Origin of the sequence: Flectobacillus sp., from assembly GCF_049240685.1 — a bacterium.
In the GTDB taxonomy this organism is placed as follows: Bacteria; Bacteroidota; Bacteroidia; order Cytophagales; family Spirosomataceae; genus Flectobacillus.
Window position 1 is genome coordinate 1 of the sequence record NZ_JBMLSD010000183.1, and the last position, 25,674, is coordinate 25,674.

Sequence of the window (25,674 nt, forward strand, 5' to 3'; positions counted from 1 at the left end):
GAGGAAGAGTACGACGACGAGGAGGAAGAAGCTGAGGATGAGGAAGAGTACGACGAGGAAGAAGAAGCTGAAGACGAGGAAGAAAAAGAATAATCATAAGGCATCCCGAAATTGGTCATTGGGTAAACTAGTGATTACTTTGTTGAAAAGTATTACTAGCAAAACGCACAGATTAGTGATTATGAAAAAATTTGTATTCAATCGGTAGAGACGCAATGCTTGCGTCTCAATGCTTGCGTCTCAAACCAAGTAAATCCAGCATAATAGCCTCAAAAAAGGGGTCGGGAAATATATTCCGACTCCTTTTTTATGAAAATTATAGAGGATAATCCCAATCTTAAAATTTGGGATAACTCATGCTTGATGACATTATGCTAGATTTTAAGTAGGTGAGCCAAATAAATTTACTTTTTGAGCTTTCGGCTTTCAGGTTTGGGCATTTGGCAAAAAGCATATCCATCGTTACTAAAAAACAATTATATACTCATTGACTTGTGCCTAAACATTGAATTTTAGTTATTTTTCTTCCTTTTGTGGCTCTACTTTGGATAACAAACTTTCTTTGAGGCTATTAAAATCTGAAAGGATAAATAATACCGTAAGGAATGAAATGGTTAGTTCTAACATTGAAAGAATTTTTGCCAAAATTGAACTTGGAAGAAGACTACCATATCCAAAAAAAGTAAACTGCTGCAGACTAAAAAATAGAAATTCAAACAAAATACGAGGCTTTGAAAAATTTAAGGGCATTCCATCATAGTTACTTGGGTCGATAAGATACAGACCAAAAAAGTCAAAAGTAAACGACAGAATAAAAACCAAAATATTCATACTAGCAAAAATAATAAACTTATGGAAGGGCGCATCCTTGATGGTTACGTCAATTATCTTTTGATACCCCACCCAAACAAAATAGAAGGTTTTCGAAAAAGATAAAATCATCAAAACCAATGTAGAAACTACAGGATCAGCATCCTCAATTTCATCAAGATAAAACAACCAAACTGCCGAGATGACCACCATCATACATCTTGCAAAAATTCCCAAAACGCTCTGATTATTGGGATTAAACAACCTGATTTCTTTTAACATAAAAAACCTTCTTCAATTTTTCTCACAAATGTAAAGTAAACGTATAATTATTTCATCGTGTTAGAATAGCTCAGGATGAAATTTTTGTTTTGTGTTTCAGGGACAAGGCAGCAGGCACAAGGCAAAGAGTGTTAGAATGTTTTTTAATAACCACAGCCATTCTTTTTCCAAAGCCTATTGCCGAAAGCCCAAAGTTCAATCTTAAATTTTATTTTGCTCACTAACTTATTTGCCCGCTTGAGACCCTTAAAAACACCATTTGCGCATTTACTTCAAGAATGTTGTACATACATAGATTAAAATTCCAGCACTTTATTTTAACTTGAGCATTGCATCAACCCTTGGGTATACTATTTACCAATGGGCGGTTGTCTATCCCAATTTTCCTATTAAATCATGAGCTTGCCACTTGCCAGCACATTGAAATTACGATCTTAGACACACAACATGAATATGAATAAATTATCGGGAGAAATGCTCACGGCTATCATTAATAGCGTCACCGAAAGTTTTGTCCTTGTTTCGCCAACTCATGAGGTTTTGCATTTCAATACCTCCATGTCCACCATTCTTGAGTCTTTTTTTGGAAAAAAAATAGCCCTGGGAGATGACTACAGGAATTTTGTATTGCAAAGCCTTAAGCCACTCTATCAAACCGCTTTCGAAAAAGCGCTTCGTGGTGAATTTACCGTAGTCCAAAACCTAACCACCAATAAGGAGCACAACGTATGGTTTGAGTACAGAATCAATCCTGTTTACAGTGAAAATCAGCAATTTGTGGGCGTGGCTATTTATGCCAAAAACATTGACCGACAGAAAAAGGCCGAGTTAGAAGTTGAATCCATCAAAAAGACCTATGAATCATTGCTCAATAACATCTCTGATAGTATTTGTTTGCTAGATGTCGATTTTAAGGTAATTCAATATAATACACATATCGAGCGGGTATTATTGAGCCAAGTTGGAAAAAAAATTTACATTGGAGCAGATTTTAGGGAATACCTTTTTCCTAACGAAACCGAAGAATTCTTTCGGCAATTTGAGCAAGCTTGTGCAGGAAAAATAGTCGAAGATGAAATTTGTGTTCACAATATTCAGGGTGAAGCTGTTTGGATTTTGAGCAAAATGTATCCTGTTTATGACCAAAAACAAGCCTTACTCGGCGTGTGTATTGTGGCGATAAATATCAATGCTAAAAAGAAAATGGAACTCTCCATTATGGAAAATGAACAGAGGTTCCGTAAAATTATCAACACAGCACCAGTACCCATTGTGATAGTTGATAAGACGATGAAAATTCAGATGGTGAATCCAGAAACTGAGAAAATCTTTAATTATCAACCCAATGAACTAGATGGGAAAAATATCAATGTTTTGATTCCAAAACGATTTCATCTTAAACACTCTTATCACCAACAAACTTACATTCAATCGCCTAAAATGTACAAGATGGGTCTTGATAGGTATACCCCTGCCATTACCAAAGATGGAATAGAAAAAACCGTTGAAGTAAGTTTAAACTCTTTTCAAGTCGATGAAGAAACATTTGTACTAGCTATCATTCAAGATGTTACAAAACGCATTGAGCATGAACATCGATTAGAAAACCAAGTTGAAGCGCTGGAAAAAATTGCTTGGCAACAATCGCACGAGATACGAAAACCCGTTGCCAATATTCTTGGATTAGTTCAGCTTATCGAATACGACCAAGCGTATAACCCCTTATTAATCAATCAGCTTCACCAGACGGCTCAAGAATTAGACGATGTTATTCACAAAATAGTGAATCTTACGCATCAAAGCAGATAAAAATCAGCAAACTGTGTAGGTTTCTTCTTATGAATCACACAGATAATTTGGTATCTTCATCCAGAACTGTACGAAAGAATTCTAACGGGTGCGGATTTGGGATTTCTGATTTCGAAAATAAAGTAAAATACCTTTGTTTTTTACAAAATATGGCAACTTATAGTTCCGAAATCCCACCTCCGATATCCAAAATAAATAGTTTTTAAAATCCTTCGTACACTCCTGATTTTCATTTCAAAATAGGTACTAATCCTCCCCTTCAGACTGTGCTTGAAAAATACTATATTTTTGCCATTTTGGCTTTGTTTGCAGAAATCATTGGAACGGTTTCAGGCTTTGGCTCGTCTATCCTTTTTGTGCCAGTCGCTTCCTTATTTTTTGATTTTAAAACTGTACTTGGTATTACGGCAGTCTTTCATGTTTTTAGTAATATCTCCAAAATTACATTATTTCGAAAAGGTATCAACAAAGAGATAGCCCTCAAATTAGGCATTCCAGCTGTGATTTTTGTGATGATTGGGGCTTGGATGACCACCTTTTTGCCCACAAAGTCGATGGAACTAGCGATGAATATTGTGTTGGTGGGCTTGTCGGTATATTTACTTTACAATTTCAATAAAACCCTCAAACAAACCGATGGAAACCTGTATTTGGGCGGTATTGTGTCTGGACTTTTGGCAGGTTTGGTCGGCACGGGCGGCGCTATCAGAGGAATTACTTTAGCGGCGTTCCAGCTTTCCAAAGAGATATTCATTGCTACCTCCGCATTGATAGATTTGGGCGTAGATAGCAGTCGCGCGATAGTTTATGTAAGTAATGGGTATTTTGACAAACAATATATCGTATTGATACCCTTTCTAATTGCTATCAGTATTTTGGGAAGTTATCTCGGAAAAATAATTTTACAATATACTTCCGAAAAGGTATTTCGATATATCGTTTTATCTATTGTTATCCTTACCTCTATCTTTCAAACTATCAAGTATTTTATACAATAATCAAACCTGAAATAGCTATGAAAACAAGTCCTATTGCCATTATCGGAGCAGGTCCTGCTGGATTATCCATCGCAAGAGCCTTAGCCAAAATGCAACTTCCGTTTGTTGTTTATGAAAAACACCACAATACTGGAGGATTATGGGACATCCAAAATGAAGGTTCGCCCATGTACGAATCAGCGCATTTTATATCTTCAAAAACACTTTCAGGCTTCCCAGATTTCCCGATGCCTGAGCATTACCCCGATTACCCTACTCGAAAGCAGTTGTGCGCATATATACAAGCATTTGCCAAACATTTTGATTTAGAAAAAAATATCATTTTCAATACTAAAATAGAAAAAGTAGAAAAATATGAAGACAGTTGGAAGTTAACAACAACAAAGGGCGAAAGCTATTTTCACCAAGAGCTCATTTGTGCAAATGGGACACTTTGGCATCCCAATATGGCTCAATATCGTGGTACATTTTCTGGAATTATTCGTCATTCAAATACCTTCAAAAAGTCTACTGAGTTTCTCAATAAAAGAGTATTGGTCGTTGGAGGGGGCAATTCGGGCGTCGATATTGCTTGTGAAGCAGCCAGTTTTGCAGATGAGGCCTATTTGAGTATGCGACGGGGGTATTACTTTATTCCAAAACATGTTTTCGGCATACCGTCGGATGTATTCTCACATGGTGGCCCCAAACTACCCTTGAAAGTCAATCAATGGATTTTCAAAAAACTCCTAAAAATTGTGGTAGGCGACCAAACCAAATTTGGACTTCCCAAGCCCGACCACGAATTGTTTGAATCACATCCTTTGATGAACTCCCAAATCATGCACCATACCTCCCATGGCAATTTGAGTATCAAACCTGATATAGATTATTTTGATGGTAAAAAAGTCTTTTTCAAAAACGGAGAAGCCATAGAGGTAGATGAAATAATTTTGGCAACGGGCTATCATTATGACATTCCTTTTGCTTCAGCGTTTTTTGACTGGAAAGATCATCGTCCACAATTATATATGAATCTATTCAACCCAAAACACGACAATATTTACGTGATGGGCTTTGTTGAAACCAACTCCGCAGCTTATGATATATTTACAGAACTAGCAACTTTGCTGGCTAACTACCTAAAAGACAAACAAGAATCGCCCGAAAAGGCAAAGATTTTTAGAAATAAAATCGCTTCTGAAACCCTCGATCTTACGGGAGGCATCAGGCTAGTATCCTCCGAACGTCACACAGGATACGTTGATAGCGATACAATCAAAGCAAAACTAAAACAAATAAAGAAGCAAATGGGCTGGGATAACTATTAAAATATAGTTTTGTTAAAATTTGTATTCTACCAGTAGAGACGCAAAAATTGATCCTTAAGCCACTCACAACTAACATAGTAGCACTCGTTGTAACACCAAAAAAGCGGTCGAAAGATATTTTTCGACCGCTTTTTTGATGAAAACTTAGTGTATAATCTCAATCCTAATATTTGAGATTACCGATGTTTGTTAATTCGAACTCTATCAAGGTTTTTAAACTATCTCTAACTGTAGAAGTATCAAAAGATAATTCCTCAAGCAGAAATCTATAGTCCGAAATATATCAGGTTTATTTTCCAACGCTGGCACGAATAATATTCAATGCTCCGCCCGCTTTAAACCATTCTATTTGTTGGTCATTGTATGAATGATTCACAACAATGGTATCAGAAGTGCCATCAGCATGGTTCAGGACAACTTCCAATGGTTTATTAGGTGCAAAATCCGCTAATCCGTTGATGTCGATAGCATCATCTTCTTGGATTTTATCGTAGTCAGCTTCATTGGCAAAAGTCAAAGCCAACATACCTTGTTTCTTCAAGTTGGTTTCGTGGATACGAGCAAAAGATTTCACTAATACAGCACGCACACCCAAATGACGAGGCTCCATAGCAGCATGTTCGCGAGATGAACCTTCACCGTAGTTTTGGTCGCCCACAACAATAGAACCAATACCAGCAGCTTTGTAAGCACGTTGCGTTGCAGGTACTGGGCCATATTCGCCAGTCAATTGGTTTTTAACTTTATCTGTTTTCTCGTTAAAATAATTCAAGGCACCAATCAACATATTGTTAGAGATATTGTCCAAATGCCCACGGTATTTCAACCAAGGACCAGCCATTGAGATATGGTCGGTAGTACATTTTCCTTTTGCTTTAATCAACAATTTTAGTCCTTTCAAATCTGTCCCTTCCCAAGGTGCAAATGGCTCTAACAACTGCAAACGGTCAGAAGTTGGAGATACTTTTACCACTACCGAAGAACCATCCTCTGCAGGTGCTTGGTATCCAGCATCTTCTACAGCAAAACCTTTTGTAGGTAATTCGTCTCCTTTTGGTGGATCCAATTTCACTTGCTCACCCGCTTCGTTTGTCAAATAGTCGGTTAATGGGTTAAATGTCAAATCACCTGCAATCGCTAAAGCTGTTACCAATTCGGGCGAACCCACAAACGCGTAGGTATTTGGATTACCGTCAGCACGCTTAGCAAAGTTACGATTGAATGAATGAACAATGGTGTTTTTCTCACCTTTCTCAGCACCCGCACGAGCCCACTGTCCAATACAAGGGCCACAAGCATTTGAGAATACTTTTCCACCAATACTTTCGAAAGTATCTATAAACCCATCACGCTCAATGGTATAACGTACTTGTTCCGAACCTGGCGTAATAGTATATTCAGCTTTAGTTTTTAAGCCCTTTGCCGCCACTTGTCTTGCCAAAGAAGCTGCACGAGAAATATCCTCATAAGATGAATTGGTACAAGAACCAATCAAGCCCACTTCCACTTTAGTTGGCCAACCGTTTTTCTCAGCCAATTCCTTCATTTGAGAAATCGGTGTTGCCAAATCTGGTGTAAATGGCCCATTCAAATGTGGCTCTAACGTATCTAAATCTATTTCAATCACTTGGTCGAAATAAGTCGCTGGGTCGGCATAAACTTCTGGGTCGGCAGTCAAATGCTCTTTAATTTCGTTGGCTAATTCTGCCACCTCCGCACGACCCGTTGCCGCCAGATAGCGCGCCATCGATTCATCATAGCCAAAGGTTGAAGTAGTAGCTCCAATTTCGGCACCCATATTCGCAATGGTACCTTTACCTGTTGCTGACATAGAAGTAACGCCCTCGCCGAAATACTCCACAATACAACCCGTACCACCTTTAACCGTCAGAATACCCGCTACTTTTAGAATTACATCTTTCGCTGAGGTCCAGCCATTCAGCTTTCCTGTCAATTTAACGCCAATAAGTTTAGGAAACTTTAATTCCCAAGCTAGCCCTGCCATCACATCACAGGCATCTGCCCCACCTACACCAATGGCAATCATACCCAAACCACCTGCGTTTACGGTGTGAGAGTCAGTCCCAATCATCATTCCGCCTGGGAAAGCATAGTTTTCTAATACAACCTGATGAATAATTCCAGCGCCTGGTTTCCAGAATCCAATACCATACTTATCTGATACCGAAGAAAGAAAATCGTATACTTCCTTATTTTTGTCAACTGCCACAGCTAGGTCAGTGGCAGACGAAACCTTGGCTTCAATCAAGTGATCACAGTGTACTGTCGATGGCACTGCAACTTTTGGTCGACCAGCCTGCATAAACTGTAAAAGAGCCATTTGTGCGGTAGCATCTTGCATAGCAACACGATCTGGTGCAAAGTCAACATACGACTTACCTCTCTCAAAAGTTTGAGTTGGAGTGCCTTCCCATAAGTGAGAATAAAGAATCTTTTCGGTTAACGTCAAAGGTCTTCCTACCAATTTACGAGCTGCCTCTACACGTGCTGGCATTCTTTCGTAAACCGCCTTAATCATTTCTATGTCAAAAGCCATGTTATTTTATTGATTTATAAGTTATTGAAATTTTAGATTTAAAGAATAATTTAGGTCAAAAACTCTCTTTGGATACTAACTAAACAACACCCATCTGAGCCTTTAGGTTCTTATAAATTGAAATGTCCTTTTGAATGAACGCATTTAAGTTTTTTATTTTAGGGACAAGGCAACAGGCACAAGGCAAAGAGTGTTAAAATGTTTTTAGTAACAATAGATATATTTTTGTCGAATGCCCGTGGCTGAAAGCCGAAAGCTAAAAGATTAAATTTTATTTTGCTCACTAACTTACTAAAACTTCTAATTGTGGATGTACGACGAATTTCGGGAATCATCTTTTTTCAGATCAAGGTAAAAATACAGTACGGATGCTATTTTTCACGCTTGATTCTTCGTAAATGCAAAAAATTAATAAAAACATATTACATCTGTAGTTGGAAGTAATAGCTACATTTTGAGCTCATATTCAACTTTCAGAAAAAATATACTGTGTATTTTCAGCTTATTTTATATAGCTTCTCAATTAGTGTATATGAATTTAAACTTCAATAAAGTCTATCTAAGATTCTCTACCAACCAAGTTAAGAATCTTTAAAGAATCTACTCCGAGATGTTTACTTTTAAAAATAACAGTACTGAGTTATAAAATTGAAAAAATAGAATAAGCAATCGGAAAAACCTGACACTATCCTTCACAAATATTTAATATTCAACACTTTATAATTTTCATTAAATTATTCCTTCTAAATATTACCAGATATACTTGATAAACAAAATGATTCAACAGACAATATCGTAGTAATTTTACTTCAAAGAAGAGTTATGACTATAATTCTAAGAAACATTTAATATCTGTAGGTAAAGTCACTAAATTGATTTTAGGACTAATCTAATGTTTACCAGCACAATTAACGAATAGGGTAAATAAAAATAAAACAAAACCAAGAAAATATATACCTAAACCGTCTAATCGCTAAAAAATTTTTAATTCGAACTTGGTTTTTATAAATTTGCCATACAAGTTCTTCTATCAAAAACCACTTGTAAAAGATGATAAAAGACTAGTTTAACCAAAAATTATTCAAGGATAAATACTAAAATAACTGTAAATAATTTCATATGAACTTTTATAACGATTATCTTCAAGAAATCGAAGAAAGAAAAACTCAAGGGCTTCATCCTAAGCCAATTGATAGTGCTGAATTGCTAAGTGAAATCATCGAACAAATCAAAGATTTGGACAACGCTAATCGTGCAGATTCACTTCAATTTTTTATCTATAATACCTTGCCAGGTACTACTCCTGCCGCAGGCGTAAAAGCTAAATTTTTAAAAGAAATTATTCTTGGTCTGTCAGTTGTTGAGGAAATTACTGCTGATTTTGCCTTCGAATTGTTGTCACACATGAAAGGTGGACCATCAATCGAAGTATTATTAGACCTAGCTTTGGGAGACAATGCAGCCATCGCAAAACAAGCAGGTGATGTATTGAAAACGCAGGTGTATTTGTACGATGCCGACCTAAAACGTTTGAAAGACGCTTTTGAAAGCGGTAATGCTACAGCCAAAGATATTATCGAAAGCTACGCAAAAGCAGAGTTTTTCACTAAACTTCCCGAAGTTCCAGAAGAAATTAAGGTAGTGACATTTATCGCAGGTGAAGGCGATATTTCTACCGATTTGCTTTCGCCTGGAAACCAAGCGCACTCTCGCTCTGACCGCGAATTACACGGAAAATGTATGATATCGCCTGCTGCTCAGGCTGAAATCGAAGCATTGAAAGCTCTACATCCAGATAAGTCTGTTATGTTGATTGCCGAAAAAGGTACAATGGGCGTGGGGTCTTCAAGAATGTCAGGCGTAAACAATGTGGCTCTTTGGACGGGTAAACAAGCTAGTCCTTATGTGCCTTTCGTAAATATTGCTCCAATCGTAGGTGGTACAAACGGCATTTCTCCGATTTTCTTAACAACAGTAGATGTAACGGGTGGTATTGGTATCGACCTCAAAAACTGGGTTAAGAAAGTTGACGCAGACGGTAAAGTTGTACGTGACGAAAACAACGAGCCAATCCTTGAGCAAGTATATTCGGTAGCTACAGGTACTGTATTGACCATCAATACAAAAACAAAAAAATTATACAATGGAGACCAAGAGTTGATTGATATCTCAAAATCGTTCACTCCACAAAAGCTGGAATTTATCAAAGCAGGTGGCTCTTATGCCATTGTATTCGGTAAAAAAATCCAAACTTTTGCTTCTCAATTATTAGGTATCGCTATTGCACCTGTATTTGCTCCATCCAAAGAAGTTTCGCACGAAGGACAAGGATTAACAGCAGTTGAAAAAATCTTCAACAGAAATGCTGTGGGTGCTACTCCAGGAAAAGTATTGCATGCTGGTTCAGACGTTCGTGTGTTGGTAAACATTGTAGGTTCACAAGATACTACTGGTTTGATGACAGCGCAGGAATTGGAGTCAATGGCTGCTACTACTATCTCCACTACGGTTGACGGTGCTTATCAATCAGGTTGTCATACTGCTTCAGTTTGGGATAAAAAGGCACAAGCCAACATTCCTAAATTGATGAAATTCATGAACGAGTTTGGTTTGATTACCGCTCGTGACCCGAAAGGTGTATATCACTCAATGACTGACGTTATTCATAAAGTATTGAATGATATTACAGTTGACGATTGGGCAATTATCATCGGTGGTGACTCACACACTCGTATGTCAAAAGGGGTTGCTTTTGGTGCTGACTCTGGTACAGTAGCCTTGGCACTTGCTACGGGTGAGGCATCGATGCCTATTCCAGATTCTGTAAAAGTTACTTTTAAAGGTAATATGAAAGAATACATGGACTTCCGTGATGTTGTACACGCTACACAAGCTCAAATGTTGCAACAATTTGGAGGTGAAAACGTATTCCAAGGCAGAGTAATCGAAGTACATATCGGAACCTTGACTGCCGACCAAGCATTTACCTTTACAGACTGGACTGCAGAAATGAAGGCAAAAGCTTCCATCTGTATTTCAGAAGATGCTACTTTAATCGAATCTTTGGAAATCGCGAAAAGCAGAATCCAAATTATGATTGAAAAAGGCATGGACAACAAAAACCAAGTCCTTCAAGGTTTGATTGATAAGGCTAATAAGCGTATCGCAGAAATCCAATCTGGCGAAAAACCAGCTTTGAAACCAGATGCTAATGCCAAATATTATGCAGAGGTAGTAGTTGACCTAGACGTAATTGCTGAGCCAATGATTGCCGACCCAGACGTAAACAATGCTGACGTTTCGAAGAGATATACCCACGATACTATCAGACCATTATCTTACTACGGTGGCGATAAAAAGGTTGACCTTGGCTTTATTGGTTCTTGTATGGTTCATAAAGGCGATATGAAGATTTTGGCTCAAATGTTGAAAAACATCGAAGCACAAAAAGGAAAAGTAGAGTTCCAAGCTCCTTTGGTTGTTGCTCCACCAACTTATAACATTGTAGATGAACTAAAAGCTGAGGGTGACTGGGAAGTACTCCAAAAATACTCAGGTTTTGAGTTTGATGACAATGCTCCAAAATCAGCCGCACGTACTTCTTACGAAAAAATGTTGTACTTAGAGCGCCCTGGATGTAACCTTTGTATGGGTAACCAAGAAAAAGCGGCTAAAGGTGACACGGTAATGGCTACTTCGACTCGTTTGTTCCAAGGACGCGTGGTAGAAGATACCGACACTAAAAAAGGTGAATCATTGCTTTCTTCAACGCCTGTAGTAGTGTTATCGACGGTGTTGGGCAGAACTCCAACAATCGAAGAATACGTACAAGCTGTAGAAGGTATCAATTTGACTAAATTCGCTCCAAGCAACAAAAGCTTAGTGAAATAATCAAATACCAAATAGTATCAAAGCCTGAGTATATGCTCAGGCTTTTTTTGTTTTGAAGATATGCCAAACAAGAATAGCCCAATTAAAGTTTATGTAATGTATCTAATCAAAAGGCCCTTGTCAGCAAGCAAATTTTGATTCCAATAGAATATCTTATTGCATAAATTTATTGTTGTATTCAAAAAAAATGGACTACATTTTGAAATGAAGTTTATATATTTGGCAAAAGAAACATAACAATAGCCTTCTTAGAGGCTTGTTATATCCGAAAGGGCTTTATGGGTATTTGCCCCTTAATGATTTAATATTTGTAAATAATTTCGATTGTTTACTCCACCAATCAGCATAATTAATGTCAAAAAACTTAGTAATAGTAGAGTCTCCTGCAAAAGCAAAAACGATTGAAGGCTACCTTGGAAAAGATTTCACTGTGAGATCTTCCTTTGGGCACGTCCGTGATTTGCCAGACAAAGGAATGGCTATTGATATTGAAAATGGGTTCAAGCCTACTTACGAAGTATCTCCCGATAAAATCAAGGTTGTAAACGAATTAAAAAGTATTGCCAAATCTTCTGAGGAAGTGTGGCTCGCAACCGATGATGACCGCGAAGGAGAATCTATTTCTTGGCACTTGAAAGAAGCACTAGGATTGGCAGATAACACAAAACGTATCGTTTTTCGTGAAATCACCAAAAAGGCTATCCAAAATGCTATTCAAAACCCACGTACCATCGACATGGACTTGGTGAATGCTCAACAAGCGCGTCGTTTGTTAGACCGCTTGATTGGCTTTGAACTATCGCCAGTACTCTGGTCTAAAGTAAAAAAAGGGCTTTCGGCTGGTCGTGTACAATCTGTTGCGGTAAGAATTATCGTAGAACGTGAACGTGAAATAGAAAACTTCAAAACTAAGTCTTCTTTTAAAATCGTTGCGCAGTTTTTATTAGAAGGAAATAAAATTTTACAGGCAGAACTTCCAAAGAATTTTGAAACAGCTGGTGCTGCTAAAGATTTTCTAGAGAAATGTTTAGGTGCTACCTTCAAAATCAAGTCGCTCGAAACTAAGCCTGCTAAAAAATCGCCTTCGCCTCCTTTTACCACCTCTACCTTACAGCAGGAAGCCTCGCGTAAGTTGGGATACTCAGTAGCATCCACTATGATGTACGCACAAAAATTATACGAAGCTGGTAAAATTTCGTATATGCGTACCGACTCAACCAGTCTTTCAGAGGAGGCTATTGAGAAAGCTAAAAATGCGATTACTGATCAGTTTGGTGCTCAATATGTCCAAACACGCCAATACAAAACCAAAAACGAATCCGCACAGGAAGCGCACGAGGCTATTCGCCCAACTGATTTTTCTGTAACTTCAGCGGGTGCTGATCTTCGCGAAAAACGTTTGTATGAACTCATCTGGAAGCGTTCGATTGCATCACAAATGGCAGATGCTCAACTAGAACGTACAACAGCTACTATTGGTATTTCGAGTACTGCTGAAGAGTTGATTGCACAAGGAGAGGTTATTAAGTTTGATGGATTTTTGGCAGTATATCTCGAAAGTAGCGATGACGAAGAGGATGAGGAAAATTCAAAAATGCTACCTCCTCTCAATATTGGTCAAATCTTGAATTTGGACAATATGAAGGCTACCGAGAAATTTACGCGCCCTGCTCCAAGATACACCGAAGCTAGTTTGGTAAAAGCTCTTGAAGAAAGAGGCATTGGCCGTCCTTCTACCTATGCGCCAACTATCTCTACCATTATCAAGCGTGAGTATGTCGTGAAGGAAGATCGCCTTGGCAAAGAACGTACTTACAAAGAAATGGTATTAAAAAATAATACTATCTCCGAAAAAGAAGGAAAAGAAACTTACGGTACAGAAAAAGGAAAGCTATTCCCTACTTCTGTTGGTATGGTGGTTAACGACTTTCTAGTGAATAATTTTAGCGAAGTCGTAGACTTTAAGTTTACTGCCGAAATGGAGAATGAATTTGATGAAATTGCACAAGGCAAGATGGAGTGGTCTGCCATGATTGATAATTTCTATCAAGATTTTCATAAAACGATTGAGGAAAGTAAAAGTGCAGAAAGAAGTTCGTCAGGCTCAACTAGAGAATTGGGAATTGACCCTAACTCTGGAAAGACGATTTCGGTAAGATTAGGAAAATACGGCCCGTATGTTCAGCTTGGAGATACAAAAGATGAAGAAAAACCTATTTTTGTGAATTTACCCAAAGACAAGTTGATTTCTTCAATTACCCTCGAAGAGGCTCTTGAGCTCTTCGAAAAGCCAAGACTCCCTAGAGAAATTGGTTTTTTTGAAGATAAACCAATCATCATTGGAGCTGGTAAACTAGGTCCTTATGTAAAACATGATGATAAGTTTGTTAGCCTCGAGGCCACCGATGACCCTTTTACTATTGAGGAAGCAAGAGCGATTGAACTAATTCAAGCCAAAAGAACAGCCGAAGCAAACGAAGCACTCGGCGATTTCGAAGGAAGTGCTATTACGACTGGTAAAGGGAGATTTGGCCCTTATGTAAAACATGAGGGTAAATATTATTCTTTAGGCAAAACAGATTCTCTTACTTCTATTACCTTAGAAAGAGCGGTTGAAATCATTCAAGCTAAACGTAATCAAGAGGCCAATAAATACATCAAAGAATTCCCAGAAAACGAAAGTATAAAGGTCGTAAATGGGGTTTATGGCCCTTACATCCAAATCGGAAAACGTAATGTAAAAATCCCTAAAGATATGGTTGCGGCAGATTTGACACTAGAAGATTGTATCAAACTAGGTGAAGAAGCTCCAGCTCCTAAAGGAAAGAAAAAATAGATAGAGATTTTTCAAAATTATTCTCAACCACAGCACAAAGTTTACTCCAACTTTGTGCTGTTTTGTTTATTCAACAGATATATTATTCAGAAAATGGCTAGAAAAAAGAAACTCGTTGTGCTTACAGGGGCAGGTATCTCGGCAGAAAGCGGTATTTCTACTTTTAGAGATTCTAATGGTCTTTGGGAAAATCATTCAATTGAAGATGTCGCAACGCCACAAGGCTGGCAAAAAAATCCTGAGCTTGTCTTGGAGTTTTACAACCAGCGTCGTGCCCAGTTGGCAGAAGTTGAGCCAAACGAAGGGCATAAAATATTGAAAGATTTTGAAAAATATTTTGACGTAACCATCATTACCCAAAACGTTGATAACCTCCACGAAAGAGCTGGCTCAAACGATATTATTCATTTACATGGCGAGCTCACCAAAGCGAGAAGCACAGCCTCCAACTCCTTGGTCTACGAGATAGGGACCAAACCTATCAAGCTTGGGGATAAATGTAAAAAAGGCTCACAACTTCGTCCCCATATCGTATGGTTCGGCGAATCTGTTCCGATGATCGAAATTGCTACGGAAATGACTGCAATGGCAGATATTTTACTAATCGTAGGAACATCCATGCAGGTTTATCCAGCAGCGGGTTTGATTGATTGTGTTGGTAAAAATGTCCCTATTTATCTTATCGACCCACACAAACCTAATGTATCACTTCGACCCAACATGACTTTTATAGAAGAGATTGGCAGTGTGGGACTAAAACTCGTATTTGACAAGCTTACAAAAAAATAAAATTTGCCGAAAGGCAAACTATCCTGTATTTTTGCGATTTCAAATTTTACTCGATAACATCCCCCCCACAAGTCTAATCATGCAAATCATCGACGGTAAAGCCGTAGCAGACGAAATAAAAAAAGAAATCGGTGCAGAGGTTGAAGCAATTAAAGCAGCAGGAGGAAAAATTCCTCACCTTGTTGCTATCTTAGTTGGAAACAATGGTGCTTCTGAAACTTATGTAGCAAATAAGGTTAAATCTTGCGAAGAACTAGGCTTTAAATCTACTTTGTTGCGTTTTGACCCAACAATTTCGGAAGAAGAGCTTTTGGACGAAGTTCGCAAAATTAACCAAAATGATGACATGGATGGCTTGATTGTTCAGCTACCCCTTCCCGATCATATCAACCCTGATAAAGTTATGGAAACAATCGACCCAAGAAAGGATGTCGATGGCTTCCACCCAATCAATATCGGAAGAATGGCCAAAGGTTTACCTGCCTATATTTCGGCAACTCCCCAAGGCGTTCTCGATTTGTTGGAGCGTTATAACATCGAAACAGCTGGAAAACACTGTGTAGTAGTAGGCCGTAGCCAAATTGTTGGTTTGCCCATGACTATTTTGATGCAACGCAACACTAAAATTGGTAACTGTACCGTCACAATCACCCACTCAAGAACCAAAAACTTGGCAGAGGTTTGTGCTTCTGCTGATATTTTGATTGCTGCGTTGGGTCGCCCAGAGTTTATCACAGCCGACTTCGTAAAAGAAGGTGCTGTTATTATCGACGTAGGTTTGACGCGTGTAGAGGATAGCTCAAAGAAAAGTGGTTTTGCCTTAAAAGGTGACGTAAAATTTGATGAAGTAGCGCCAAAATGCTCATTCATCACGCCGGTACCAAAAGGTGTAGGGCCAATGACTATCGTATCGCTTATGAAAAACACATTGCTTTCTGCCAAAAAAGTAATCTATCAATAGCATTCCAAACTCATTTGGTGAATTTTACTTGTAGAGACGCAATGCTTTGCGTCTTCAGATGAGCAAAATATAGCGTAGTATGTAGTAATACCAAACATGAGTCATCCCGAATTTTTAGGATTGGGATTAATTTCTAAGTTTTTATCAAAAAAGCGGTCGAAAACATATTTTTCGACCGCTTTTTTGATGCTACCACTCAAGATATGAATTAATCAAGACGCAAGCATTGCGTCTCTACCGATTGAATACAAATTTTTTCATAATCACTAAATCGCTGAATTTGAGATGATTCATATTTGATGAAAATTGAGAGATTAATCCCGATGTTCAATAATAGCATGACACTTACAAATTCTTCTCTGAGAAATCCATTTTTATAAAATTTCTAAAAAATCTTACTAGATGGCATTGCTTTTGTAGAGTTTTCCATAATTTCATGTCCTCAGGAGTAACATCTCCTTTTCCTAAGTAGCTTATAAATGAGACGTTTATACTTTTTTTCACTCCTATTCATCTACCTATTAGTCACCCATTTGGGAATGGCTCAGATAAAAATTCGCTATCCAGAAAACAGATTTATATTTCAAAGAAATAATAATAATCAAGCAGAGGTTCCGGTTGTATTACAATTTGAAAAACCTGTACAAAAAATTGAGATAAGAGCTATTGCACGTTCTATGCATTCCCCTCAAGGTACATCTACTGACTGGTCTAGGGTTCAAATATCGTCCCAATCAAATATTTGTTACACAAAAATTACTCTTCAAGGAGGCTGGTACGATCTGATTGTACGTGCCTACGATGGTCTAAACCTAATTGGTATGGATACCCTTAAAAGAATTGGCGTTGGCGAGGTATTTATCGTGGCTGGACAGTCCAATGCCACTGGCGATAATGAACTGCGTAATCAGAATATTTTTGGTCCTAGTGCAACAGACGACCGTGTAGAAACCATCAACTATTTTAATGGCGAAACCACTACCTACGGCTCCACAAAATATCCATACCCCATCATTTCCCAAATAGATTCAACCTATAGATTGGCTCCCTTTGGGAACAGTGCATGGTGTTGGGGTGTGTTGGGTGACTCCCTTGCCAAAAAATTAAACGTCCCGATTTTATTTTTCAATGCTGGTTGGTCGGGCTCAGGCATAGGCTCGTGGCTAGATTCGGCCGAGGATAGCACAGCAGCACCAAACGATTTCATTACCTATCCACGGGGACTTCCATACGGCAATTTGAGGGGTTCAATAAGGTTTTATGCAGCCCAATTTGGCTTGAGAGCCATACTTTGGCATCAGGGCGAAACAGATAATTTGTATCAAACAGATAGAAATACCTATGGAAGAAAGCTCAAAAAACTGATTGAAAAAACGAGAGAACATTCCAACCATGCCAACTTGGCATGGGTTGTGGCACGTGCTACTAGATTTAGAGGACTCAATATTCCGTACTCAAGAATATGGGAACCTGTGATTGAAGCCCAAAACGATGTTTTAGGTATCAATGGTTTAGGACAAAGTAACTACACTTCTGATACATTCATTGGGCCAGCTACCGACTCTTTGATTGGTCCAGCTATTCGAACCATAGATTCTGTACACTTTCAAGGAAAAGGCATTGTCAAACTCGCACAGGCTTGGAATTTTCACTTAGATAACCTTTTTTTTTCAACATCTACTCCTATGTTGAGCAGAGATTTACCCCTTGTATCGAGTGCTTGTGCCACTATAACAAGTGCCAAATATACGCTCAATAATCCATCGCTGTACCCTATAATTGAATGGTCGTCCGATGCTGAATCAAAAAATGTAATCAGTAACAGCTCCTCTTTGATTTTAACACAAAATACTGGCGCAAGAGTGAGAGTGAGAGATTCTCAGGATCGAGAGCTTTTTGGTCCATTTTTATATACACCAAATAACTTCTCAGGACTTTTTCCACTCGAGTCTACACAGTCAGGGTATTGGCATGATATATCCAATTGGTCCTGTGGAAGAGTTCCAAGTATCCTTGATGAAGTTACCATACTCCCTCAGCACGAGATTGTTGTAGGTAGTGGACTTTCGGCCCAGTTCAAAAAACTCAATCTATTTGGCCATCTATATTTACTAGATGCTAAAGGCCTAAAGTAATTGATTAATAGGCAAAAGGCAGAACAGCGTATTTGATTACTTGACCTATTTTGATTACCGAATAGAACTGAATAACTATTGGTAGTAAGATAAAATCTTAGAGCTCTCGGCTTTGGCTCTTGACAAAATACGTTTGTAGTTTTACCAAACATCTAAAAACTATTGGCGAGAGCCTAGTTCATCAATCTAATTTCTCTAGGGATAATTGATAACCACTTGCGAAACAACCTTATCGTCTTCTTGCAATAACTGTAATTCTGCTCTTTCTTGGAAATTAATAGAAAGTCGTCTTTGCAAGTTTTTCATCCCTACTCCTATTCTTTTATTTTCTAAATTCAGCAACCCTACATTGGTAACTCTGATGATTAATATTTTTTCAGACATTCTTGCCTGAATCATGATATCCCCACCATTTTTGGTTTTGCCAACGCCATGCTTAATTGCATTTTCTACCAATAATTGAAGCGACATAGGAGGCACTTTGCATCCCATAGTTGCACGTTCAATCATGAATTGATACCTCAATCTATCCTCATACCGTAGCTTTTCAAGAAATAAATAATCCTTGACTAACTTAAGCTCTTCCTCAAAACTCACTAATTGATGGTTTCCCATAGATAAGGAAGTTCTTAACAAATCTGAAAGCTCGGTAAGCGCATGTCGGGCCAATGCAGGATCAGTCAAGGTAAGAGCCTTGATACTGTTTATGGCATTGAATAAAAAGTGTGGATTGAGCTGGTTCTTGAGATTCTCTAGTTCGGCTATCTTTAATAAGGTTTCTGCCTTACTTAATTGAATTTCTTTTTGATGAGAAACTCGCTCCATGATAATCAAATGGAAAAACAAAAACCAAATGACAACATAACGGACAGACTCTACGTAAAACTGTAGGTAGTCAGAAAGCTCCAGAGGTAGTCCCATACTTGGCTTTCGATAGCGCTGAAACCCAAAAGCTAGGTCTTGTAGATAAAAAGCACCTCCTACAATTACAACCCCCAATAATGCATAAGGGATAACGTTGGGTTTGGAAACAAGTTTTCTATTGAATATCTCTTTATAAATATGGGTAAGAACTAATCCAATAATAAAACTAATTACTAAATAAATAGGAAGATTATACCCCTGCTCAAAGTATTTTGAGTTGGGTTGTCTCAGCACGAATGTGGTAAATATCCACCAGCTAAACTGTCCTATCCAGTAAACTCGTGAGTCTAGTAATTTCATTTTTTCTTATTTAAGGATGTAATAAAAGCGATACACCCCTTTGTTTCAATTTGGTGAAAGAAAGCAACGGCAACGGTACTTTCCCAAGTCTGAACCAATTAGCGGGATAAAATCAAATATATACTACCTAGTATTCAAACAGAACTATTCTGGGCTTTGCTATCCAACATAAGCGTATCAACTTAAATTACCGAAGTAATGTAAATAAGTACGAAGACGTTATACGTTATTAGTACATTGACTATATGAAGATATTCATAATCAATAGGTTATGCCCAAATTAAACCTCAGATATACTATTTATTTAGTCTTTTCATTTCTAATGAATGCAAAATTAAAGCTAAGTTATGTGTTTTGGCAATTGGTACTAGGCAAAGAGTTTTAAAATATTACTAACAAAGGTTCCCATGGCCGAAAACCCACACCTGAAAGTAATATACAAAGTGAATATAGAGAACCCCATCTATTTTAGAATCCAATATCTAAAACCAAAGGTTGTATCAAGAATTGGTTTAGATTTTGCAAATATACAAATCTTACTCCGGCCTCAAAAGATTGTGAAAATCTCATCCAATGAAAATCGCCCGAAATATCAAGCCCAAAAGATTTAAAATTACCTATATCACTACCTTTATAATTCAATACTTTTGTTCCTTGTTTTACGGTAAAATCATAATTTGTTTCTCCATGAGAAAAATCGGCAAACAAATTCGTTTTGATTCGCTTTAGGTATATCCATCTGCCCAAATTCCAATCTGGAGTAGCCAAAGGCATTTTATAGTCAACACTAAAGGTATTTAGATATTCATAGTTACGGTAAGAATATCCTCGTGTATAGGCCAAAGGACTCCCGTAAAGATACAATTTATCATTAGGACTGCCATCTTGATTTTTGAACCCAAATTGTTGTTGATACCCAGCCCTTAATCTAAGGCTATGGTGAGCCGCCACTCCAGGGGTAAAGAGGCTTGCCTGAACGGCCGCCAAACCTCCTTGTATAACGCTAGCAAATGATTTTCGATAATAAAAGTTTATGCTTTGAGCCCATTTGGGAGCAATATCTCGATTAGATTGTTTTAATTGACGAACATAAGAAAAAGTATAAACCATTGATTGATTTAACCCATTGAAGGATTCTGTCGAATAACGTCTTTTCAAATCATATCCTGTAACATTCGCCAAAGCCCAATTGGCCGAAAACGAGAGAGAACGAATATACTTTGAGTTAGTTAGGTTGAGGGGAACCCTCAATCCTACCAATAATTCTTGTTGATTCCAACGGTCGGAGGCCAAGCTATCTAGCGGCTGAGCATTATCGAGATAGAGAGAGGTTTTTCTTTGAGTATTTCGTAATGAAACATCCAACATCGGATAAAATGTCTGAAAACTCAAATTGGTATATGTTCCACTCGTTTGCTCATTCATATTGTAAGAATATCCTCCCGAAATAGAAGTTGTACTCAATAAATCTTGAGAAGATAATCCAGCATACAAAGTGCTACCCGAAGAGGTTGCCAGAGCACCCCAAGAATAAATATTAAGTAGGTTGAACTTACTATACTTAGTAATGTCATACGTTTGAGAAGGAATCTGTTTTAGCAAATTCTGATGTGCTTCTTTAATCATCATTTCACCAAAGTATCGTGTTCCAGCAACAGGATTGACCTCCTCCATGGATAGCTCGCTAAGATTGCAATAGGCCAGTCGATGACCTTTTGAAGTAAAATCATTATAAACTAATTCCTGTCCATTTTGTGAAATGGCGGGGTTAAAACCTCCAAGCTTACGGTTTGTGACCTGAAAACGTTTTTGCGAACTCAGCAAATAGACATAAATATTGTCGATACCACTTACCCCAGAATTAAAATACAGACTATCCCCTCTGAGTATCGGATGAGCCAAATTCTCAGTAGAGTTGGCTAGTAAGATTTGTTCGTTTCCTTTCAAATCGGTTTTTGTGATGGATTTCTTCCCGTCTTTAAGTTTTACACAAACAATTTCATCCTGCTGAGTCCATCTCGGATGTAGGACAAAGGCATTTGTTGGATTAGGCAGTTTTTGTAAAACTTTACCAGTTATGGCATCTAATATGACAATACTATAAAGTTGCTCGGGAGAACTTTCAACACACAAAATTTTGCTACCATCCGTACTCAAACTCGGCGCTGAGTATTTGGTTTTATGAGTAATCGTTTTGATTTTTCCTTCATTAAAATCATAGCTTTTAATAACAGAATAATCTTTACGAGCCCAGCGCGGGTCATAAGCAAATTCAGCCCAGACAACCTTTGTACCTTGTAGCGAAAGCATTCCCGCATCATTCCACATTCCTAACTCTGCTACTTTTTCTTCGTCACCATTTTTGTCGACTGCCACCAATTGCGCAATTATATCAAGACCAGTTTTAACCACTAACATACGTCCATCGGGCAGATATTGCGGATACAAATAATTCGAAAAATACTTGTCTTTGCTCGAGATAATCGTTGATGGATTTTCCACAATTTTAGCTTGTTCAAGTTGCCAAATTTTCTGGGCGTCATCAAATGCCTTCTCATAAAGTTCCTCCACTTTCAAACCTGTATTTTTCTTTATACTATTCGAAAAAGAAAAAGGATAAAACGGAAATCGATAAGTGTCCTTCAGTACTTTGTCCCAAATATCATTTCCAAATTTTTTCTTAAGATAAGTAGTTAAAAAATAACCACTTACATAAAAATTTGGAACAAAATCCTTGTATGATTCAGTTACGGCTTTGGCGTATGAAAAAACCTTCCCTGTAGAGAGTTGGGCACGTAGTGCCATATCAAAACTCGGAATCCTTCCTCTTCCAGATGCTGTCATGGCAGTTTCGAGCCCGACGGCATCTCCCTCTTTAAACCAATTAGGAACTGCCAGACTTGTCACTAGTCCCAATCCATTATTTCCAAAAAGATAATAGGCCAATTTGGAGGTTCCAACAAGTGCTTTGTCATTTTGCACCACATGACGAAACTCATGTACAGCCAATAAATCTAGCCAATTGTTAGTACCCAATAAATTAGGGTCTTGTGGAGGCGTAACAAAAAACTCGGATCTACGCGGTAGTAGTGTGACAAAACCATTTGAGATAGTGGTTTGATTCTGTAAAAGAACCGAAATTTTACGTGGTTTTTTACCCAATGACGAAGACACAGGCTCGTACACGGTTTCAAGCACATTGGCTAGGCGCTGTCCCTCGGCAGCGTTGGTGCTCGGAAAAATAAGCCTAAAATGTGGCGTGTTAATTTTAGACCAGCGTACAGATGGAGGGTTTTGTAGTAGACTATTTGTAGAAACCTGAGCCATTCCCAAGAGTTGACTCATCAAACCAAACACTAGCAAAAGGCTTTTTTTCATAGTAATAGTAGGTATTGCAGGAGTGAATGTGTTTTGGTAAACTTGTCACCCAACTACTTCAATTTGAATCGAATAAGCATACACTTTGAGCGTCGTTTCAGAAGTATTTATTAGGTTAGGCAACAAGCATTTTGACAGAATTTTAGTCAACCCATGGGTCAAAAGTCTTCTCTAGTTCGGTCAAATATCCTTTATTTCCGTTTGGACGTTTAAGGCTTTTTGTAAACTCATACCAGTATCCATCCCCTACCGATAAATATTTTCCTGTATGCTTAGGGTCGTTTTTCAAGGCGGCGTCTGGAATAAATTCTCCGATAAAAACTTGTTGGAGAATGGCATTTGCTTGCTCCCATGTAATTGTTTTTACCGCATTTTTCCCGATTGAGTTTATACCTTCTGCTTGGCGTTTTGAATAATAGAGGTTTAACTCAAAATTACTGACATTCTTGTCTTTATCGATTTTGCGATATTCTAAGTGAAAAGGAGCCTCTTTTTGAGAAGTTTCATAGATAGCCTGAATGAGTTCTTGCAATAAATACTCCCACTCATTTTGATTCAAAGGATTCCCCGAAGATTGCTGATTGACTTCTATTTCCAAAAAGTTCATTTCCTCTTCCAAAGCTTTATGATTATACTTTTGAGGCGTTTTTTTCAGTAATTCTTTAATTGGATTTGCCCAAGCGTTATCTATAATTCCTTTCCAACTATAATCATCATTGAGCGTAAACCCTTCTTCCAAGATTTCTTCTTCGCTTAAATCTTCTCTGTCTATGTAGGCAATTTGAAAGTCAACCCCAATTCCTTTGTCTGAAAATTGCATAGTAAGCAATATTTGATGAGAGAAAGGAGCTCCAATTATATCGGCTGTTTCAAATCTTATTTCTAATGATGATAACTGATTGATTTCCATTGAGTACTGAGTTATTGAATAAAAAGTAATCCTAAATTTCTGTAAAATTGTTTCCAGAAATATTGACTAACACGATACAACAAAGTTACAAAGGCTATTTGGCAGGGCAATACATCTGTGTGCTATTTTCTAATTTGAGAAAAAATAATCCCAAAATCCTAGCAACCAAAATGGCTTGCTACTGCTCGTTTATCAATTTTTCCAGTTGGAGTTTCCAAAAACTCATTTACGAAATATATCTCTTTGGGAGATTTATATTTAGGTAAATTTTCTTGTATTTTTTTCAGAAATAACTCTTTTGTTTCTGGCAAAACCTCTTTATTTTCTACAAAAACCACCAGTTTTTGTCCTAAATTATTATCTGGAATTCCCCATGCAAAAAATCTTTTACTCAAAATCCAACTATCGCTTTCGGCATAAGGTATAGCAAGAAGTTGCTTTTCTACTTCTTCCAACTGAATCTTAACACCTCCACTATTAATAATGTTGTCGTATCTTCCTACTATTTTAAACTTTTTACCTTCCGTCAACTCTACCACGTCATTGGTAAAAATCCATTCATGATTAGAGGCAGCAGCCTTTATGGCCAAACAGGAACGTTGGTCAGTTTTAATTTCAACCCCCGAAAGTACTTCAAATTCATCTGTATTTTGAGGTATTCCGTTGAGCTTTTTGATAGCAATATGCGACACCGTTTCGGTCATACCGTAGGTGGCGAATGTTGGAACCTTAAGTTGTTTAATTTGGTCTTGCAAAGCTAAATTCACCGCAGCACCACCCACAATTACGGCTTTCATAGCATTCAATTTTTGTAAACCAACACCGCCGTCTTCTATTATTTGCTGTATTTGTAGGGGCACAAGCGCCACAAAATCATAATCGACATTTAAAGTTTCAGGATACTTCACAAAAGGATTTCCAGCGGGAGGAACAATCACTAACTTCAATCCCAAAGTCATACCCCTAACTAACATCATCACACCTGCGATGTAGTCAATATTTACGCAAACCAACGCAGTATCTCCTTGCGAAAGTCCGAAGGTTTTCCCCGTCAATTCGGCACTTGCCATCATTTGTTCTCTCGTCAAATCTATAGATTTGGGAATGCCAGTCGAGCCAGAGGTATGTAAAGTAAATGCTTGTTTTCCAGACAACCATTTTTTACAAAAATCAATAGCTTTTTGTTCGTAGGCATTTTGGGGAACAGGTAATTCTTGGTATGAATGTATATAAAGCATACGTAAAAATACAAATCGGCTGTGAAAAACACCACAGCCGATTTTATTCATTTGGTTTTCCTAGAATTAGATTTATTTTATTTTAGGCATTAGGCAATAGGCCGTAGGCAATAGGCATTAGGCAATAGGCAAAGAGTGTTTAATGCATTCTTGAGTATTTGCACAAAATTAAATTTAAGATTTGTATTTTAGGCACCAGGCAAAGAATGTAAAATAGTTTATTTGTAACAATTGATACGTTTTGCCGAATGCCCAAAGCTGAAAACTGTAAGCGAAAAAATTAAATTTAATTAAAAGCCTCAAACTTTCAGGTATCAGCTTTCGGCGGTAAGTTATAAGCAAATGAATGTCTGTGGTTTTAAAAAATATTAAAACACTCCTTGCCTTGTGCCTGTTGCCTTGTGCCTGTTGCCTTGTGCCTGTTGCCTTGTGCCTACTGCCTATCGCCTATTGCCTAATGCCTATCGTCTATCGCCCATCCCCTATCGCCTAAAAAAATCTAATTCCGTATTCCTACTTACTTCACTGAAACTTTACTAGTAGCCG

At 37.9% G+C, this 25,674-nt stretch carries 14 protein-coding genes; 8 read left to right on the plus strand and 6 right to left on the minus strand.

The genetic code is table 11. The features are described 5' to 3' along the window. Positions 1-516 precede the first annotated feature (516 nt). Positions 517-1,092 carry a hypothetical protein gene (locus ACOVQ4_RS08505; RefSeq protein ID WP_421820223.1) on the minus strand — a complete coding sequence of 192 codons (576 nt, stop codon included), beginning with the start codon at positions 1,090-1,092 and terminating at the stop codon, positions 517-519. A gap of 453 nt (positions 1,093-1,545) precedes the next feature. On the opposite strand from ACOVQ4_RS08505, the gene ACOVQ4_RS08510 reads away from it, so the two are divergent. The 3 genes from ACOVQ4_RS08510 (at position 1,546) to ACOVQ4_RS08520 (ending at position 5,209) form a co-directional block, all read left to right on the plus strand. Next, positions 1,546-2,901 (plus strand): PAS domain S-box protein, encoded by a 1,356-nt coding sequence (locus tag ACOVQ4_RS08510; protein ID WP_421820224.1) that lies wholly within the window; start codon positions 1,546-1,548, stop codon positions 2,899-2,901. Positions 2,902-3,167: 266 nt separating this feature from the next. Continuing rightward, positions 3,168-3,899, plus strand: coding sequence for a sulfite exporter TauE/SafE family protein (locus ACOVQ4_RS08515; RefSeq protein ID WP_421820225.1), 732 nt, complete (start codon positions 3,168-3,170; stop codon positions 3,897-3,899). A 17-nt stretch (positions 3,900-3,916) separates the two neighbouring features. Continuing rightward, positions 3,917-5,209, plus strand: a complete 1,293-nt coding sequence (locus tag ACOVQ4_RS08520) for a flavin-containing monooxygenase (RefSeq protein WP_421820226.1) — start codon at positions 3,917-3,919, stop codon at positions 5,207-5,209. 289 nt (positions 5,210-5,498) lie between these two features. On the opposite strand, the gene ACOVQ4_RS08525 is transcribed toward ACOVQ4_RS08520, so the two are convergent. Further along, entirely contained in the window at positions 5,499-7,766 is a 2,268-nt protein-coding gene (locus tag ACOVQ4_RS08525) for an aconitate hydratase (RefSeq protein ID WP_421820227.1), read from the minus strand. A gap of 1,119 nt (positions 7,767-8,885) precedes the next feature. Here ACOVQ4_RS08525 and ACOVQ4_RS08530 point away from each other — a divergent pair. From ACOVQ4_RS08530 to ACOVQ4_RS08550, 5 genes are all read left to right on the plus strand, one after another. After that, positions 8,886-11,657, plus strand: a complete 2,772-nt coding sequence (locus tag ACOVQ4_RS08530; RefSeq protein WP_421820228.1) for a bifunctional aconitate hydratase 2/2-methylisocitrate dehydratase — start codon at positions 8,886-8,888, stop codon at positions 11,655-11,657. Between the two features lie 352 nt (positions 11,658-12,009). Then, a complete protein-coding gene (gene topA, locus ACOVQ4_RS08535) occupies positions 12,010-14,493 on the plus strand; it encodes a type I DNA topoisomerase (RefSeq protein ID WP_421820229.1) in 2,484 nt (827 codons plus the stop codon). A gap of 93 nt (positions 14,494-14,586) precedes the next feature. Beyond that, the gene (locus ACOVQ4_RS08540; RefSeq protein ID WP_421820230.1) at positions 14,587-15,282 is read left to right on the plus strand and encodes an SIR2 family NAD-dependent protein deacylase; all 696 of its coding nucleotides are present in this window, start codon (positions 14,587-14,589) and stop codon (positions 15,280-15,282) included. Between the two features lie 79 nt (positions 15,283-15,361). Continuing rightward, positions 15,362-16,243 (plus strand): bifunctional 5,10-methylenetetrahydrofolate dehydrogenase/5,10-methenyltetrahydrofolate cyclohydrolase, encoded by an 882-nt coding sequence (locus ACOVQ4_RS08545; protein WP_421820231.1) that lies wholly within the window; start codon positions 15,362-15,364, stop codon positions 16,241-16,243. 539 nt (positions 16,244-16,782) lie between these two features. Further along, positions 16,783-18,378: a sialate O-acetylesterase gene (locus ACOVQ4_RS08550; protein WP_421820232.1), complete on the plus strand. Its 1,596-nt coding sequence runs from the start codon at positions 16,783-16,785 to the stop codon at positions 18,376-18,378. A gap of 195 nt (positions 18,379-18,573) precedes the next feature. Here the strand turns inward: ACOVQ4_RS08550 and ACOVQ4_RS08555 are convergent, their stop codons facing one another. From ACOVQ4_RS08555 to ACOVQ4_RS08570, 4 genes are all read right to left on the minus strand, one after another. Continuing rightward, a complete protein-coding gene (locus ACOVQ4_RS08555; RefSeq protein ID WP_421820233.1) occupies positions 18,574-19,602 on the minus strand; it encodes a sensor histidine kinase in 1,029 nt (342 codons plus the stop codon). 468 nt (positions 19,603-20,070) lie between these two features. Further along, on the minus strand, positions 20,071-22,980 hold the full coding sequence (locus ACOVQ4_RS08560) for a TolB family protein (protein ID WP_421820234.1): 2,910 nt from the start codon (positions 22,978-22,980) through the stop codon (positions 20,071-20,073). Positions 22,981-23,122: 142 nt separating this feature from the next. Further along, positions 23,123-23,890 carry a hypothetical protein gene (locus tag ACOVQ4_RS08565; protein ID WP_421820235.1) on the minus strand — a complete coding sequence of 256 codons (768 nt, stop codon included), beginning with the start codon at positions 23,888-23,890 and terminating at the stop codon, positions 23,123-23,125. A gap of 158 nt (positions 23,891-24,048) precedes the next feature. Next, complete coding sequence (locus tag ACOVQ4_RS08570; protein ID WP_421820236.1) at positions 24,049-25,179, minus strand: AMP-binding protein; 1,131 nt, start codon at positions 25,177-25,179, stop codon at positions 24,049-24,051. Positions 25,180-25,674: the final 495 nt, after the last annotated feature.

Coding starts and splice junctions, on each gene's coding strand:
- topA (WP_421820229.1), top strand. CDS start 12,010: ATGTCAAAAAACTTAGTAATAGTAGAGTCTCCTGCAAAAGCAAAAACG.
- ACOVQ4_RS08545 (WP_421820231.1), top strand. CDS start 15,362: ATGCAAATCATCGACGGTAAAGCCGTAGCAGACGAAATAAAAAAAGAA.
- ACOVQ4_RS08510 (WP_421820224.1), top strand. CDS start 1,546: ATGAATAAATTATCGGGAGAAATGCTCACGGCTATCATTAATAGCGTC.
- ACOVQ4_RS08570 (WP_421820236.1), bottom strand. CDS start 25,179: ATGAATAAAATCGGCTGTGGTGTTTTTCACAGCCGATTTGTATTTTTA.
- ACOVQ4_RS08540 (WP_421820230.1), top strand. CDS start 14,587: ATGGCTAGAAAAAAGAAACTCGTTGTGCTTACAGGGGCAGGTATCTCG.
- ACOVQ4_RS08530 (WP_421820228.1), top strand. CDS start 8,886: ATGAACTTTTATAACGATTATCTTCAAGAAATCGAAGAAAGAAAAACT.
- ACOVQ4_RS08560 (WP_421820234.1), bottom strand. CDS start 22,980: ATGAAAAAAAGCCTTTTGCTAGTGTTTGGTTTGATGAGTCAACTCTTG.
- ACOVQ4_RS08565 (WP_421820235.1), bottom strand. CDS start 23,890: ATGGAAATCAATCAGTTATCATCATTAGAAATAAGATTTGAAACAGCC.
- ACOVQ4_RS08520 (WP_421820226.1), top strand. CDS start 3,917: ATGAAAACAAGTCCTATTGCCATTATCGGAGCAGGTCCTGCTGGATTA.
- ACOVQ4_RS08525 (WP_421820227.1), bottom strand. CDS start 7,766: ATGGCTTTTGACATAGAAATGATTAAGGCGGTTTACGAAAGAATGCCA.
- ACOVQ4_RS08550 (WP_421820232.1), top strand. CDS start 16,783: ATGGCTCAGATAAAAATTCGCTATCCAGAAAACAGATTTATATTTCAA.
- ACOVQ4_RS08505 (WP_421820223.1), bottom strand. CDS start 1,092: ATGTTAAAAGAAATCAGGTTGTTTAATCCCAATAATCAGAGCGTTTTG.
- ACOVQ4_RS08555 (WP_421820233.1), bottom strand. CDS start 19,602: ATGAAATTACTAGACTCACGAGTTTACTGGATAGGACAGTTTAGCTGG.